General features: G+C 29.4%; 9 protein-coding genes and 2 pseudogenes. 4 read left to right on the forward strand and 7 right to left on the reverse strand.

Features of this window, described 5'->3' with window-relative positions; all coding sequences use genetic code 11:
- Positions 1 to 5: 5 nt before the first annotated feature.
- Both BCB68_RS06095 and BCB68_RS06100 read right to left on the reverse strand, forming a co-directional pair.
- The gene (locus tag BCB68_RS06095) at positions 6 to 4,544 is read right to left on the reverse strand and encodes a PolC-type DNA polymerase III (protein ID WP_094079966.1); all 4,539 of its coding nucleotides are present in this window, start codon (positions 4,542 to 4,544) and stop codon (positions 6 to 8) included.
- A gap of 85 nt (positions 4,545 to 4,629) precedes the next feature.
- Positions 4,630 to 5,376 (reverse strand): class I SAM-dependent methyltransferase, encoded by a 747-nt coding sequence (locus BCB68_RS06100; protein WP_216639341.1) that lies wholly within the window; start codon positions 5,374 to 5,376, stop codon positions 4,630 to 4,632.
- Between the two features lie 257 nt (positions 5,377 to 5,633).
- On the opposite strand from BCB68_RS06100, the gene BCB68_RS06105 reads away from it, so the two are divergent.
- The 3 genes from BCB68_RS06105 (at position 5,634) to BCB68_RS06115 (ending at position 8,213) form a co-directional block, all read left to right on the forward strand.
- Positions 5,634 to 6,503: a tetratricopeptide repeat protein gene (locus BCB68_RS06105; RefSeq protein WP_094079967.1), complete on the forward strand. Its 870-nt coding sequence runs from the start codon at positions 5,634 to 5,636 to the stop codon at positions 6,501 to 6,503.
- A gap of 20 nt (positions 6,504 to 6,523) precedes the next feature.
- Positions 6,524 to 7,471: a DUF4037 domain-containing protein gene (locus BCB68_RS06110; protein ID WP_094079968.1), complete on the forward strand. Its 948-nt coding sequence runs from the start codon at positions 6,524 to 6,526 to the stop codon at positions 7,469 to 7,471.
- Between the two features lie 109 nt (positions 7,472 to 7,580).
- Positions 7,581 to 8,213 (forward strand): DUF4125 family protein, encoded by a 633-nt coding sequence (locus tag BCB68_RS06115; protein WP_094079969.1) that lies wholly within the window; start codon positions 7,581 to 7,583, stop codon positions 8,211 to 8,213.
- A gap of 61 nt (positions 8,214 to 8,274) precedes the next feature.
- Here BCB68_RS06115 and BCB68_RS06120 read toward each other — a convergent pair whose 3' ends face one another.
- The 3 genes from BCB68_RS06120 to BCB68_RS06130 form a co-directional block, all read right to left on the reverse strand.
- Positions 8,275 to 9,330: a hypothetical protein gene (locus tag BCB68_RS06120; RefSeq protein WP_094079970.1), complete on the reverse strand. Its 1,056-nt coding sequence runs from the start codon at positions 9,328 to 9,330 to the stop codon at positions 8,275 to 8,277.
- Positions 9,331 to 9,494: 164 nt separating this feature from the next.
- Entirely contained in the window at positions 9,495 to 10,061 is a 567-nt protein-coding gene (locus tag BCB68_RS06125; RefSeq protein ID WP_094079971.1) for a cob(I)yrinic acid a,c-diamide adenosyltransferase, read from the reverse strand.
- A gap of 77 nt (positions 10,062 to 10,138) precedes the next feature.
- On the reverse strand, positions 10,139 to 11,686 hold the full coding sequence (locus BCB68_RS06130; RefSeq protein ID WP_094079972.1) for a YifB family Mg chelatase-like AAA ATPase: 1,548 nt from the start codon (positions 11,684 to 11,686) through the stop codon (positions 10,139 to 10,141).
- Positions 11,687 to 11,888: 202 nt separating this feature from the next.
- On the opposite strand from BCB68_RS06130, the gene guaA reads away from it, so the two are divergent.
- Entirely contained in the window at positions 11,889 to 13,442 is a 1,554-nt protein-coding gene (guaA, locus tag BCB68_RS06135) for a glutamine-hydrolyzing GMP synthase (RefSeq protein WP_094079973.1), read from the forward strand.
- Between the two features lie 156 nt (positions 13,443 to 13,598).
- Here the strand turns inward: guaA and BCB68_RS06140 are convergent.
- Both BCB68_RS06140 and BCB68_RS06150 read right to left on the reverse strand, forming a co-directional pair.
- Positions 13,599 to 14,805 (reverse strand): annotated as a pseudogene (locus BCB68_RS06140) (IS256 family transposase).
- A gap of 223 nt (positions 14,806 to 15,028) precedes the next feature.
- Positions 15,029 to 16,619: pseudogene (locus BCB68_RS06150) on the reverse strand (malolactic enzyme).
- Between the last annotated feature and the right edge of the window lie 180 nt (positions 16,620 to 16,799).

Consider the following 16,799-nt stretch of genomic DNA (forward strand, 5'->3'; position numbering starts at 1 on the left):
AAATCTTAAAATAATTTTCCTTGATTTTCTTTTTGTATTCCTTCCACACATTCATAATCTTCCAGTATTTTTAATACAGTTTTATTTAACTTCGTTCTCTTCGTCAAATCTTCCAGTGACAAAAATGGGTCTTTTTCCCGCTCTGATACAATCTTTTCAGCAACAGACTCACCAAGCCCGTCCACAGCAATAAGTGGCAGCTGAATTTTTTTATCTTCTGTTATTGTGAAAAGCTTTGCGTTGGATGTCAAAACATTTGGCTTTGCAAGTTCAATGTTACGATAATTCATCTCTATTAAAATCTCATACAAAAATAATTCCTGCTTTTGTTTTGCATTCAAATTTGGATTTGATTCCAGCTCCCTTCTTAAATTTTTCAATTTTTTTAGAGAAGGTGAATCTTCTTCTGTACCAGATTTTTTCTTTTCAAAAAACATCGTAGTCATTTTAAAATCTCCGACTTTTCTATTTAAAAAAGCTGCATAAAATTCCACAGGATAATGAACTTTAAAATATGCAATTCTCACCGCCATCATAACATATGCCACAGCGTGTCCCTTTGGAAACATATATTTTATTTTTTCACAAGAATCTATGTACCACTGCTCAACACCTTTTTCTTTCATCAATGCTGAATATTCTTTCCATTTATCAGGATCTTTTGTAGGTCGTCCCTTTCTCACAAATTCCATTATTTTAAATGCTAAAGATTTATCCAGTCCGTCGTCGATAAGCTTATTCATAATGTCATCTCTCACCGTTATAATCTGGCTCAATGTTGCAACTCCACTTCTCACATAGTCCTGCGCATTATTTAGCCAGACGTCTGTTCCGTGCGAAAGCCCTGAAATTCTTACCAATTCCGCAAAAGTTTTTGGTCTTGTGTCAACTAACATTTGTTTTACAAAAGATGTCCCAAACTCTGGAATCCCTGAAGTTCCAGTTTGAGAACCTATATCATCTGGACTCACTCCAAGTGCTTGAGTTCCACTAAAAAGACTCATGACTTCTTTATCGTCAAGCGGTATCTTATAGATGTCAACTCCCGTCAAATCCTGTAAAATTCTAAGCGTAGTTGGATCGTCGTGTCCTAAAATATCTAATTTTACCAGTTGCTCGTCCATAACATGATAGTCAAAATGCGTTGTTTTAAAATTAGATTTCATATCATTTGCAGGTCTTTGTATTGGACAAAAATCGTAAATTGACTTGTCTTTTGGAACTACTATCATTCCTCCTGGATGCTGTCCAGTTGTTTTTCTCGCTCCTTCACATCTCATCGCAAGTCTTGTAACTTCAGCTTTTCTCTCTTTTATTTCTTCCGTTCTTTCACTTTCTTCCAAATATTTTTTTACATAACCAAAAGCATTTTTTTCTGCTAATGTAGAAATTGTTCCAGCACGAAATACATTTTCAGAAGTTTCAGGATATTCAGAATTTTTAGGATTTTCAAAATCTTCAAAATTTATAATTTTTTCAATATCTTCAATATTTTCAATATTTTCAAGAGCATCTGAATTAAATAGCCATTCAGTATATTTATGAATTTTCCCTTGATATTCTCCAGAAAAATTTAAGTCAATATCTGGCACTTTTTCTCCGTTAAATCCCATAAACACTTCAAATGGTATTGCATGTCCATCTTTTATATATTTTGTACCACATTTTGGACAATTCTTATCAGGATAGTCAACTCCATTTCCTTCTTCATTCATAAATTCAGTATGCTTGCAATTTGGACATCTGTAGTGTGGATAAAGTCCATTTACTTCAGTAATTCCCATAAGATAGGCGACAATAGACGAACCGACTGAACCACGGGAACCAACTAAATATCCTTTTTTTACCGATTTTTTAACCAATATCTGCGCAATTAAATAAAGTACAGAAAAGCCATTTCCAATAATCGAATTTAACTCTTTCTCCAGTCTTTCTTTCAAAACCTGATCAACATCATCGCCATAAAGCTCCTCTAATTTATCATAAGTCATTTTTCTTACTAACTCTTCAGCCCCTTTTATCTTTGGTGGATAAAATCCTTCAGGAACCGGTCTTATTCCGGCATCAATCATATCAGCAATTTTATTTGTATTTTCAACAACAATTTCATTTGCAATTTCATCGCCTAAATATTTAAATTCTTCAAGCATTTCTTCAGTTGTCCTAAAATATAGTTCTCTATCAAAAAATTCGTATCTTGAACCATCGACAAACTTAGTTTTTCTTAAATTTCCACTTCCTAAAAGTAAAACATTTCTATTAATTGCTTCTCTTTTGTCTAAATAATGTACATCTCCTGTAGCAACAACTATTTTTCCTAATCTTTTCCCCAAATCATAAAAATATTTATTCATTTCTTTTATTACTTCTAAATTCTCAATTTCACTCGTATTTTTTTCTACCAGTTCATTATATGTAATTGGTGGTTGTATTTCTATATAGTCATAAAATTTTGCCTTTTCTTCAATTTCTTCTATTTCTCCACGCAAATAAAGATTTATGAGTTCCCCTCTATTTCCATATATCCCAGTTGCTGAACTTGCAAGAAGTAAATTTTCTCTCATTTGTTTTAATAATGTTTTTGGAATTCGCGGTTTTCTCATCCCAAAGTAGTCAATGTGCGATTTGGAAATTAACTCATATAAATCCCTTAATCCTTTTTGATTTTTTACTAAAATCATCGTATTCAATGTTTCAGCATTTTGAATATTTGGTTGAAGATTCATATTTATATCTTTTAGTGTCAGAATTCCTTTTGTTATAATCATATTAAAAAATTTCTGAAAAACTTCAGCAGTTGCTCTTGCATCGTCAATAGCTCTATGGTGTGATTCTAATATTATTCCAAAATATTTAGTCAAATTTGCCAATCCAAATTTTTTTTCATTAGTAAGAAGTGCCCTTGCAAGTGGAAGGGTATCAACTACACTTGGGGAAAACTCTAAATTTTGGTCAATTGATTTTTGCTTAATGAATCCCACATCAAATTTTGCATTATGTGCAACAACTGTGGAATCGCCACAAAATTCTAAAAATCTTGGTAAAATTGTTTTGATGTCAGGAGCATCTTTTACCATTTCATCAGTAATTGAAGTAAGTTTTACAATTTCTTCAGGAATAGGAATTTTAGGATTTACAAATTCAGAAAATTCGTCAATAATTTCCTTCCCTTTCATTTTTACTGCCCCAATTTCAATTATTTTATCATTAAACGGATCAAATCCAGTAGTTTCTATATCGAATACAACATATGTTTCTTCTTCAATTCCCAAATCTTTCGGATTAGTAATCATTTGAGCTTCATCATCTACAACATATGCTTCCACTCCGTAAATAATTTTAAAATTTTCATTCGCTTCTTTAAATGCAAACGGGAATGAATGCACCACTCCAAAATCTGTTACCGCGATGGCACTATGCCCAAATTCTTTTGCTCTTTTTGCATAATCTTTAATTGACATAACTCCGCTCATTTCACTCATATTCGTGTGAGCATGAAGTTCAACTCTTTTTTTTGGTGCATTATCCTCTTTTTTAGTTTCTTCTGCTTCAATCGACTCCAAATCTTGCACTCCAATGTAATCTTCGGTATAAAAATCATCTTTTTTGTAATATCCTTTTACCTTTACCCAATCATTTACTTTAAGTATCGCAATTTGTGCTTCATCTTTAGGATTTAAAAAAATTTTACAATTTATCGAATCATTGTAATCGGTTATTAAAAAATCATACATTAAAGAATTATTTTTTGTTTCTCTTATATCGATTTTAAAAATTTTCCCTTCAACTTCAACAGGTTTTATTATTTTTCCATCATTTTTTACAATTTTTATATTTTTTAAATCTGAAATTTCAAATTTTTGCGCATTTTCTATTTTTTCACCTTTAAACTTACTTTTTTTAAAGCTGCTTTCTCCATTTAAGGCAGATGAATATTCAAGTGAAGAACCTTTTATAATATTTTCGGGTAAAACTTCTCCAACGAGTGGTTTTTTATTTTTTTTGTTATCATTATTTTCATTATTTCCGTCATTTATATTGCTTTCAAAATTTTTATCTACAATTTCTATTTTTAAATTTCTGTTTAACACTTTAGAAATTCTCATTTCCAAAGCTTTAAAAATTTCATCTTGTTTCATTTTCTTTACAGCTTCCTGCGACAAAAGCTCTAAATAAATTATATTTCCAAAAATTTTGATTTCATAATTTGTCAAATACACAGCATATTTATTTTTTTCTGTCTTTTTATACTCAATAACAAAGGTAATAAATCCTTTTACATCGTTAAAAATCAGTTCTTCATCCACGTCAAACTTTATTTCAATTTTGGTTTCTCTCTCTTTTTTACAAATCAATTTTCTTAATTTTGAAATATCATCAATTGCATTTTCGTAATCGCCAATGACAATACTCATAACAATTCTTTTTTCAAGTGCAAACATATTCACAAACTTTATTTCAAAACTTTTTATATTATATTTTTGTAAAAAACCTACGGATGGCTTTATTTTACGGTATTTTTCTTCTTTAATGCTATCTTCCATTTTATCCCCCTTAATTTTTTCTTATAGTTTACTTCGTTTGTTAGTTTACTCCTAACTTACATTTTTTTAATATTCTAAATACAATTTATTTTATTTTATCTCCTGTCATTATTAACGGCATTGAATTCTCAGCATTAAATTCTGATTTATCAAATCCACCATAAATTTTTATATTTTTGAATCCTATTTTTTCAAAATAATTTTTTAATTCACTGTATTCAATATTTAAAAGAATTTCTTCATTTTCTATTTTATTATCTAAAATCGTTTTAAAAATAATATTATTTTCTTCATTCAAATAATAGGCTCTCTCAAATTTTACTTTTTCATTTTCAATCAACGGAAGATTTCCAAGAAAATTATTTTTATTTTTATTCTTCTCTTTGTTCTTTATAAATTTTACAAAATTAATAATTTGAATTATAATTTTCCCGCCATCATTCAATTGGTTGTAGGAGTTTTCTAAAAATTCATAAATTTCTTTTTTACTGTTTAAATGTGGCAATGCATTTCCTATGTTTATTATTGTGTCAAAGTTTGGAAATTTATCTATGTTTAACATATTTTCATTTAGAATCAAAATTCCTTTTTCAGCTGCTTTTTTTATAAGCCTTTCGTTTAAATCAATTGAAGTTAGTTGTAAACCTTTTTCATTCAAATATTTTGTCACTTTTCCTGTTCCTGCTCCAACGTCAAGTATCTTTCTACCTTTTACTTCTTCATCTAAAAATTTTTTCTGCATTGATGATAGAGGGAAAATGTAGTCGTATTTATCTGCAATTGTGTCATAAAATTTTTTCATGCTTTTTTCATTTTCTTTTCTATTTGGCATAAAATCAGCTCCTTTTATAATTTTATTTTTATTAAAAATATTATTTTTTTATCTACAAATTTAATATTTCTTTTTGCAAAATAAATTATATCACAAAAATTTTACTTTTTCATTTTTTTTATGAAAAGAGCAATTTATCTTCCTCTTTTAAAAACCTGCAACTTCTTAATAAATTTCATTAAAAAAATTTTTAATTTCTTTTTTTTTAAAATATGTTATAATTCTAGTAAATATATAAAGAATGGAGAATTTTTAGCATGAATATATTTGAGAAAAAAATAAAAATTAACGAACTTACAAATTTAAGAAATAATCTTATGAAAGAAGGAAATGTCACAAAGGAAGTTGAAGTTTTAAAAGAATTGTCGCCACTTATTGAAGAAGTTTTCGGTGAGAAAAGTGATGAAAATATAAAAATTTTAAATGAAGTTGGGGGAACTCTAAAATATGTCGGCGAGTATGACAAAGCAAAAAACGCTCTTTTAAAAGCGCAAAAACTTATTATTGGGCGATATGGGGAAAATAGCGTTCCTTATGCGACTTGCAGTTTAAATTTAGCTGAAGTTTACAGATTTATGAAGCAATATGACCAGACGGAAGAAATTTATTTAAATGCAATGAGAATTTACGAAGAAAATAATTTGCAAAATGACTATGTTTACGCAAGTGTCTGCAACAATTTAGCACTTTTTTATCAGGAACTTTCACAATTTGAAAAAGCGATTTCTCTTCAAGAAAAAAGTTTAAAGATTTTAGAAGAAAAAGGAGAGAATCCGATTCAATATGCAATAACATTAAGCAATCTTGTGCAACCTTACATAAAAATAAAAAATATGGAAAAAGCGAACAAATATTTAAAAAAAGCGCTAAATTTAATCGAAATTGAAGTTGGAAAATCTCACAACTTGTATGCTGCTATTTTAAACAATGTCGCAAGTTTTTACTTTGAAGAAGGTGAATATAAAAAAGCACTTGAACTTTTTAACGAAAGTTTGGAAATCTGTAGAAATGCTTTTGGCGAAAACAGTAATAACTATAAAAATATTTTGGAAAATATTCAAATTGCAAAAGAAAAAATTGGAGATAATTCTGAATCTTATGATAAAACAGAATATATCAGCTGGTAAAAATGAAATTAGGAGAAAATATGGAAAAGATAAAAGGTTTGGAATTATCCAAAAAATATTTTGAAAAAGTTTATTTGCCAATTATAAAATCAGAATTTCCTGAAATATTGGAAAAAATGGCGGCAGGACTTGCAGGAGAAGGCTCGGAGTGCTTTGGTTTTGATGATGAAATTTCAAAGGATCACGACTTTGGTCCATCTTGCTGTATTTGGCTGGACAACAATGATTTTGAAAAATATGGATTAAACTTACAAAAAAGACTAAATGAACTTCCAAAAGAATTTATGGGATTTCCAGTTTTTTGTGAAAGCGAATTTGGAAGCAACAGGCGAGGTGTGCTAAATATCGACGACTGGTACTACAAATTTTTAAATCGAGCTGACTGTCCAAAAGATTTATATGAATGGCGACTAATTCCAGAAAAATTTCTAGCAACTGCTACAAATGGAGAAGTTTTTTTAGATAATTTAGGAAAGTTTTCAAAAATAAGAAATGAATTAAAAAATTATTTTCCAGAAGACATAAGACTAAAAAAAATTGCCGCAAGATGTATGAAAATGGCACAATCTGGACAATATAACTATTACCGATGTATGCGAAGAGGAGAAATCATTGCAGCTAGACTTGCTGAAAGTGAATTTATTTCTGAAGCAATCCACATGATTTTTTTACTAAACAAAACCTACAAGCCTTTTTACAAATGGATGGCAAAAAAAATGAAAGAACTTCCAATTTTAGGAGAAAAAATTTATTTTTTAATCGAAGAATTAATAAAACTTCCGACAGGTGCATTAAATAGAAAAGGAGAAATAATCGAGGAAATAAGCATGTCTGTAATTAACGAGCTGAAGCGTCAAAGTTTAGTTCCAAGACAAATCCCAAGCGATTTTTTACAAGACTACGGGCCTTTTGTCCAGCAAAAAATTAGCGATGAAAAACTTCGCAATTTACATCCAGCGTCAGATTAAATAAAATCAATAAACTAAATTTATTAATTAATTAAAAGAAAAATAAAAAAAATATTGTTGTTAGTAATATTAGTATTAATATTAATATTATTAATTAAGAAAGGAAAAGATGGATAGAAATATTACAAAAAAAGAAAGTTATATAAGACAAATTTTAAAAAGGGAATGGGAATTTTTCCAGCAAGTGCACCACACCGAAGGAAGAGCTGAATGTCAAAATAATCCCGCGGAATTTGAAATTATGAGAAGAAGCCAGTGGGAAACACTTCCTTGTGAAATTTTGGAGAGTTATTTAGAAGATTTAATTTTGGCAAAACATAAAAATCAAAACTTAGTTCAGGATAAATATGCCAGAATGATGGAATTTAGCTCTCCAAAAGAATTTGAACTGATAAAATCATATTTGCCAGAAATTTCTTTAGAAAAAAAAGAAATTATAAAAAAAATTGTGAAAATCTATTTAAAATGGGAACTTGAAATAATAGAAAAATATCCGCACTTGGCTTCTAAAGCAAGACCGCTTTACTCAAAAGATGATACGCCAAATTACACTTCAATTGAAACATACTTAAAAGGCGAATTAGCTTCATATTCCTTAAAAACTCTAAAATTATATTATAATTTTATTTTGGAATATTTAAATCAAAATAAAAATTTAGCGCTTGAAAATATTCAAAATATCGTTTTGAAAAAGGGATTTTCTTCGCTGGAAGAAGCTGAAAATATAAAAACAGAAATTTAAAAAAATAAAAATCAATATTTCTAAAAATTATAAATATTTTTAATATTGATTTTTTTTATTTTTAATTTAGTAAATTTTTATATTCTATTTCCGTTTTTCTTATAATTTCTACTTTTTTCTCATTTATCATTTGACGAAAAAATACATTTTTTATTTGGTTGCTCTGAGATGAAAAATAGTTTCTTACATTTTTTATAATATTTTTTAAATATTCTTCTTTTGTCTTTTCCTGCGCCTTTTTTAAAGCCTCTTTTTTTTCTTTCAACATTTCTTCCAATAACTCTATTTCTTCTCTTTTAATTGAGTCAAGTCTCTTCGCTCTCAAAACCTCTTCTTTACCAAACTCATCCAAAATATCCAAATTTTCTATATTCTCAGAAAAATCACTTTTTCTCTCGTCTTTCTGCATCTGTTTGTCGTCATCTTCTTGCAATGCTTCCACTTTTTCAGCCTTTTTCGCAAAAATTTTACTGCTCAATTTTGAAAAAAATCCACTTTTTTTATTTGGATTTTCCACTTCTTCTTCATAATTTATTTCAATTTCAATTTGTGTTTTTTTATCCAAATCTTCTAATTCTGCGTTTCTAATATTTCTAATTTTTTCCAGTCTTTCTTTTTTCATTTTAAATTTTTCAAATTTTTGAATTTCCCACTTTTCCCTTATCTTTTCGTTATTATAATCCATTTTTTTATAAAAGATTTCTTTTTTTAATTTTTCTATTTCATCTTTTTCACTTTTAAAATCTTCAATTTTTCTCTTGATTTCCGAATCAAAAAAAGAAATTTTACTAGTCTGATTCACTTCTTCCGAATAATTTTTTATAATAAGTTTCACTTCCAAAAATAAATCACTAAAATTTGTATTCAGAAATTTTTTATTTCTCTCTTTTATATCTTCTAAATTTTGAATCATATCTTTCTCTAGAAATTGACTCACATAAGTTTCGATGTTTTCCAAACTTTGATATGATTTTTCTTCTAAAAATTTTATAATTTTATTTTCAGATTTTTTAAGTTCTGATTCCAATTTTTTATTTATTGAATTTTCAATTTCATTTGTTCTAATTTCCAAAAGATTTTTTATATCTTGTAATTTATCCATTTTTTGTTTTTTCATTTCAACTCCAATTTTTTCATATTTTCAATATTTTTTCCTTATATAATTATACTAAAAAAACAAAAATAAAACAAAAATTTTTTGGAAAATTAAAGATTTCAATAAACAAATAAATAAATAAATTAATTAATATAATTTGAATTTTTTGAAAAAAATTTATAAATTTACTTGAATACTTTTGAACTTTTTTTATAGACAACTTCTTTGACACCCATTTTTACATTTGAGATACACGCAACTACAAAAAAATAATCCGATAATCTATTTATATATTGCATTCCATATTCATTCACATCTTCATTTTCTTCAAAAAGTTTTACTATTTTTCTCTCAAGTTTCCTAATATTAGCACGAATTAAATGAAATAAACTAGAAATTTCACTCCCGCCAGGAATTATGAAGCTCTCCAGTTTAGGCATTTGTGGAATATATTTATCAATCAAACTTTCCAGCCATTTCACATCTCCACTTTCCTGCTTGTACTCTCTAAGTTTATCTGGTGTTGCCAAATCACTTCCACAGTCAAATAATTGCTGCTGTATTTTCTCACATTCTTTTAAAATTTCTTCCAACTCAGTCACATTTCGCATTTTTGCAACAAGCACTCCAAGCATTGAGCAAACTTCATCTACAGTTCCATAAGCATCGACACGGCTGCTATTTTTACTAACTTTTTTTCCACCATATAATTTTGTAAATCCTTTATCTCCATATTTTGTATAAATTTTCATATTTTTTTATCCTTTTTTATTTTTTTTTAATTTTCTTTTTTATTTATATTTTTTTGTTTTTATGTCATTTAATTTTTTTATTTTTTTCGATAATTAAGTGCTTCTAATAAATGCTCTTTTTTTATATTTTCTTCTCCCGCAAGATCAGCAATCGTTCGTGAAACTTTTAATAATTTGTCAAACATTCTCGCTGACAACTTTAAGTTATCAACCGCTTCTTTCATTATTTCCTGAGTTTTTTTATCAATTTTACAATATTTATTTATTTGTCTTTTAGTCATTGCATAATTTAACATATTCGATTTAAATCGCTTTTTTTGAATTTCTCTGGCTTTAATTACTCTTTTTTGAATAACTTCAGATTTTTCTGATAAAGTTTCACAAAATAGCTCTTCCTTTTTTAACTGGCGCATTTCTACATACAAATCCATTCTATCCAAAAGTGGTCCTGAAAATTTTTTTTGGTATCTTTTTATATCCAAAGGACTGTCGTGGCAAAGCGGATTATCAGGAAAATATCCACTTGGCGTAGGATTTGAAGCTGTGATTGTTATACTTTTCACAGGATACGTCATCGTAAAATTTGCTCTGGAAATAACTATTTTCCCATCTTCCAAAGGCTGGCGCAAAGTTTCTAGTGTTTTTCCCTCGAATTCTCCAACTTCATCTAAAAATAGCACTCCATTTAATGCCAAAGTTATTTCTCCAACTCTTGTTGCACCTCCCGCAAGTGCCACTTCTGTAGCTGAATAATGTGGCGCACGAAAAGGTCTTTTCGTAATTATCGGATCTTTTTCACTCAAAAGTCCTGAAATGCTGTAAATTTTTGTAGTTTCAATTATTTCTTCTTCTGTCATCTCGGGAAGTATCGTCGTAAATCTTTTTGCAAGCATTGACTTTCCTGAATCAGGATCTCCTATTAAAAATACATTATGTCCTCCAGCGGCGGCAATTTCTAGCGCTCTTTTTGCTAAAAACTGACCTTTTACATCGCAAAAGTCTATCTTTTCATCTTCATTCTGAGAATCTTTTTCTTTTATTTCATCATTTTTATTTTTTGAAATCTCAATATTTTTTTCATCCGCATTTTTACATAAGTCTTCCACACTTATTTCTTTTTCAAAAAAATCTAAAACCTCTTGTATATTTTGCACAGGAACTATTTCAATTCCCGAAATAAGTTTAGCTTCGTTGTAATTTTCAAATGGTACAATCACTCCTAAAAAATTTTTTTCTTTTGCCAAAATAGCCGCATTTATTGCTCCAGTCACCGATTTTATTTTACCATTTAAAGAAATTTCTCCCAAAATCAAATAATTTTTAAAAATTTCAATATTTGGAATTTTCCCAATATTTGCAAGTATTCCTAAAAAAATACTTAAATCAAAATGACTTCCTTTTTTTTTAATATTTGCTGGAGATAAATTCACAAGAACTCTTCTGACTGGAAACTCAAATTCCATATTTTTAAAGCAGCTTCTAATTCTCTCCTTGCTCTCAGAAATTGCCTGATCCCCCATTCCAACAATATTAAACACAGGAAGTCCTCGTGACAAATCGACTTCCACTTCCACAATATATGTATCTATCCCAAAATAGCTACAACTAAATAAACTTATAGCCATTGTATCCCCCTTTTGTTTTTAATTAAATTTTAACAATGTTATTATACCATTTTTATTTTATTTTTTCAAATAAAATAAATATTTTTTTCTCAAATAATAGAAAAAATTTAAAAATAATGGTAAAATATAAAAAATAATGATAATAAATAAAAAATTTTATAAAATTGTTAAATAAAATAAAAAATATTACGAGGTGAAAAAATTGAACGAAAAAAAAGAGAAAATTTTAATTGTTGACTTCGGGTCGCAATATACTCAATTAATTGCAAGAAGAATTAGAGAAATGGAAGTTTACTGTGAAATCGTCCCATTAATTGATGTAGAAAAAATCAAAAATGGAACTGAACCTGTAAAAGGAATCATTCTTTCTGGAGGACCTGCTTCAGTTTATGAGGAAAACGCTCCAACAGTTGATAAAGCTATTTTTGATTTAGGATTACCTATTTTAGGAATCTGTTATGGAATGCAACTAATCACTCACTTAAACGGTGGAAAAGTTGAAAAAGCTGATTCGAGAGAATTTGGAAAAGCTATTTTAGAAGTTATAAACGGAGAAAATCCTTTATTTAAAGAAATTAAGAAAACTTCTAGCATCTGGATGAGTCACAACGACCACATTACTGAATTGCCTGAAGGATTTGAAATAATTGCACAAACTGACTCTTCAATCGCTGCAATTACAAATAACAATGGAATTTATGCATTGCAATTCCACCCAGAAGTAGTTCATTCTGAATGTGGAACTGAAATTATTGCTAACTTTGTTTTCAATATTTGTAAATGTGAAAGAAACTGGAAAATTACAAGTTTCATTGAAGAAAAAACAAAAGCGATTAAAGAAATCGTTGGAGACGAACATGTTTTACTTGCGTTATCAGGTGGTGTGGATTCTTCAGTTGCAGCTGTTTTGATTAATAATGCGATTGGAAAACAATTGACTTGTATGTTTGTAGACACTGGACTTCTTAGAAAAGACGAAGGTAAAAAAGTTTTAGAATATTATAAAGAACATTTTAATTTAAATATCGTTTTTGTTGATGCGAAAGATAGATTTTTAAATAAATTAAAAGGCATAGATGAGCCAGAAGCTAAAAGAAAAATTATTGGACATGAATTTATCGAAGTTTTCAATGAAGAAATTAGAAAATTAAAAGGTCAAGAAGGTGCAAAATTCTTAGCACAAGGTACAATTTACCCTGATGTTATCGAATCTCAATCAATAAAAGGCCCTTCTCATACGATAAAATCTCACCACAACGTTGGAGGACTGCCAGAAGACTTGAAATTTGAACTATTAGAGCCTCTAAAAGAATTGTTTAAAGATGAAGTTAGAAAAGTTGGACATGAATTGGGACTACCTGACACAATTATTAATAGACACCCATTCCCGGGACCAGGACTTGGAATTAGAGTAATTGGAGAAGTTACACCTGAAAAAGTAAGAATTTTACAAGAAGCTGACGACATTTTCATTAATGCTTTGATGGAAGAAGGATTATATGGAAAAGTGGATCAAGCATTCGTTACTTTATTACCTGTTAAAACTGTAGGAGTTATGGGTGACCAAAGAACTTACGAATATGTGGCAGCTATCCGTTCTGTAAACACTATTGATTTTATGACAGCAACTTGGTCTAAATTGCCTTATGAATTTTTAGGAGATGTTGCAAATAAAATTATCAATAATGTAAATGGTATAAACAGAATTGTTTATGATATTTCTTCTAAGCCTGCAGCTACGATTGAGTGGGAATAATTAATAAAATTAATTTTAATACTTTAATTACTGCCTTTGAGTATATCAATAAAATATAAAAGTACCAAAAAAGTACTAAAATTGAGAGTGTCCATAATTTTGTGTAAACTCAAAATATAATATATGGTACAGGATGGTATTTTTATCATCCTGTTTTTAAATTCTTCCTTCAAAATAAATACTTAACTGAGAATATATTTCTCCCCAGCCTGGTATTCTTCCAGCCCATTTCCTTGTTGCTTCCTTTAAACTTACTGACTTCATCAATGCTTCATCTGTTGAATAAAGTGATTTCGTCTTCGTATACTTTCTTAACTGCCTGTTTAAGCTTTCTATCGGGTTTGTCGTATATATCAGCTTTCTTATCTTTGTATCATATTTAAAGTATGTTGTCAACTTATTCCAGTTACTTCTCCAGGAATTTATCACTGCCATGTACTTTTTAACCCCATTTTTCTTCTAATTCATCTAATTTAAACTCTGCCTGTTCCAATGTTGGTGCATTGTACATTTCTTTTAAGTCTGATGTAAATTCCCTTACATCTTTGTAAGATATGTATCTTATGCTGTTTCTAATTTGATGAACCACACATTTTTGAATTTCTGTCTTAGGGAACACCGAAGATATTGCTTCGCTGAACCCTTTTAAATTATCAACAGACATAATTAGTATATCTTGAACTCCTCTGTTTTTAAATTCATTTAAAACATTTAGCCAGTACTTGCTTGACTCATTTTCTCCTATCCAAAATCCTAAAACCTCCTTTCTTCCTTCCTTATCTATTCCTATAGCTAAATATACTGCCTTTTTAACAACAACTCCATCTTTTCTTACACTGTAATGGATAGCGTCCATAAAAACTATTGGGTATACATCCTCAAGCTGTCTAGACTGCCATTCTCTAATTTCAGGTATAATTTTATCTGTAATTTTACTGATCATAGATGGTGAAACATTAATTCCATAAAGATTATTGAGATGGTCCTCGATATCTCTATTGCTCATTCCTTTAGCATAAAGAGAAAGAATCTGACCTTCAATGCCAGTAATTTCTCTTTGATATTTAGGGATAATCTGAGGCTCAAACTCAGCATTTCTATCTCTAGGAATATCTAAGTCAAGATTGCCATACTCACTTCTAACAGTTTTCTTGGAATGTCCATTTCTAGCATTAGAGGTAGCCTTATCTTTCATAGAATGTTTAGCATACCCCAGTTCATTCTCAATTTCAGCTTCAAGCATAGTTTGAATAGCACCCGAAAGCAAATCTTTAAGCAAATCCTTAATATCATTAGTATCTTTAATATTGTAGTCCTCAATCAGTATTTTAAAAATTTCGTTGTCAATTTTCTTTTTAGCCATAACAAAAACCTCCAAATATTATACAGTTATTTTACCATATATTATTTAGAGGTTTACACAAAAATTTTTACACACCCTAACTTCCGTTTTTTGTTAAATAAATCTTTAATTAAACATCTTTTCTAATATGCTTTTCGGCAATCGCTATAACCTTGTGACTCCAGCAATTCCTTAATTTCTTTTTTTAAATTAAATCCGGCGTGATCTCCAGCCATTGCTATTTTCATAAAATCATCTCCTTGTATTCAGGAATCCATTTTGCATTTTTTATTGCTTCTTTTAAATCGCTTATGGGTTCTGTATTTAATTTTTGATCTAGTACGCTTTGTCCAACTGACAGTGCCACAGTTTCAGAAAATTCTGTCAGTTTTGATACTGGAGGAAGTACAGCAGCTCCAGGTTTTGTTGTGTCGATGATTCCACCTAGTGAATGTGCGGCTGCTGAGATTATTTTGTCGTTTACAATCTTTGATTTTGTTGCGATAATTCCAAGTCCTAACCCAGGATAGATTAGAGCATTGTTTGCTTGTCCAATTTCATAGGTGATTCCGTTAAGCTCTATTGGATCTGATGGTATTCCTGTTGCAACGAGAGCTTTTCCGTCTGTCCAGTGGAAAAATTATTGGTCTTGCAGTGTGTTTTGCCATTTCCTGAACGATTTCCTTTGTGAAAGTCTTTGGCACTGTGGAAGTTCCGACAAGTATAGTTGGTTTTACAGCTTTTACAGCGTCTTCCAAAGTAGTTAATTCATTTGCATTTGTAAATTCGCTTCGTTTTCTTGCAAAAGTAGTTTGTTCTGGAGTTAGTCCTTCTGTGTCTTCAAATAATAAGCCTTGTCTGTCAACTAGATAAAACCGCTTTTTTGCTTCTTCTTCAGAAAGACCCTGTGCAACCATTTCATTAAAAATACGTCTAGCAATTCCAGCTCCAGCAGTTCCTGCACCAAAACACATATAAACTTGCTCAGTAAGCTTTTCGCCTGAAATTTTTAATGCGCCTAAGATTCCAGCTAAAGTGATAATTCCAGTTCCCTGTATATCGTCGTTAAAAGTTGCGATTTCATTTTCATATTTATTTAAAATATTTGCCGCATTTAATCTTCCAAAGTCTTCCCAGTGAAGATATAAATTTGGGAAAAGTTTTTCAGCTGTTTTTACAAATTTGTCTATAAAGTTATAATATTCATCTCCTCGAACTCTCTCAAATCTATTTCCCAGATACAAGTCATTTTCCAGCAGTTCTTTTCTATTTGTTCCAGCATCAATTACAACTGGCAGGACAGTAGCGGGATCAATTCCAGCGGCGGCAGTGTAAACCATCAGTTTTCCAACTGAAATGTCAACTCCGTTAGTTCCCCAGTCACCAATTCCAAGGATTCCTTCTGCATCAGTAACGACAATTAAACGGATTTTTCTGTTGTCAGCAGCATTTTTTAAAATAGTTTCTATGTTTTCTGGCTCTTTTACTGATAAATAAGCCGCATTTTGAGGATTTACAAATAATTCACTGTAATTTTCTATGCTTTCTGCAATTACAGGATCATAAACAATTGGCATAAATTCAACTACGTGTTTGCTAAATAAATAATAAAATAATGTTCTGTTTGTATTAAAAATTTCCATTAAGAAATGTCTTTTTTCAATTAACTTGTCTTTTTTCAGAAATTGCCCATAAGTCTGTTTTGCCTGTTCATCTATAGTTTGAATATACGGCGGTAAAAGTCCTAATAATCCGTATTTTTCACGCTCTTCTTTGGTAAAAGCTGTTCCTTTGTTGAGAAATGGATTGTTCAAAATCTCATAGCCTGATTTCATAGTTAATCACCTCTAAATAATATTTTAAATTTATTTTTTACAATAATCTGCTAACATTAAGTATAACACTGAAATATGAAAAAATCAATTTGTTTATCCTGTTACTTAAATTATTTTCCTTGTCTGTTGCAATATATTATGATATACTTATTTTTATAGAAAGAAAGGTTTTGAAAGAAG

The sequence above is a fragment of the Leptotrichia sp. oral taxon 498 genome, from assembly GCF_002240055.1.
GTDB classification, from domain to species: Bacteria; Fusobacteriota; Fusobacteriia; order Fusobacteriales; family Leptotrichiaceae; genus Leptotrichia; species Leptotrichia rugosa.

Coding starts and splice junctions, on each gene's coding strand:
- BCB68_RS06095 (WP_094079966.1), bottom strand. CDS start 4,544: ATGGAAGATAGCATTAAAGAAGAAAAATACCGTAAAATAAAGCCATCC.
- BCB68_RS06100 (WP_216639341.1), bottom strand. CDS start 5,376: ATGCCAAATAGAAAAGAAAATGAAAAAAGCATGAAAAAATTTTATGAC.
- BCB68_RS06105 (WP_094079967.1), top strand. CDS start 5,634: ATGAATATATTTGAGAAAAAAATAAAAATTAACGAACTTACAAATTTA.
- BCB68_RS06110 (WP_094079968.1), top strand. CDS start 6,524: ATGGAAAAGATAAAAGGTTTGGAATTATCCAAAAAATATTTTGAAAAA.
- BCB68_RS06115 (WP_094079969.1), top strand. CDS start 7,581: ATGGATAGAAATATTACAAAAAAAGAAAGTTATATAAGACAAATTTTA.
- BCB68_RS06120 (WP_094079970.1), bottom strand. CDS start 9,330: ATGAAAAAACAAAAAATGGATAAATTACAAGATATAAAAAATCTTTTG.
- BCB68_RS06125 (WP_094079971.1), bottom strand. CDS start 10,061: ATGAAAATTTATACAAAATATGGAGATAAAGGATTTACAAAATTATAT.
- BCB68_RS06130 (WP_094079972.1), bottom strand. CDS start 11,686: ATGGCTATAAGTTTATTTAGTTGTAGCTATTTTGGGATAGATACATAT.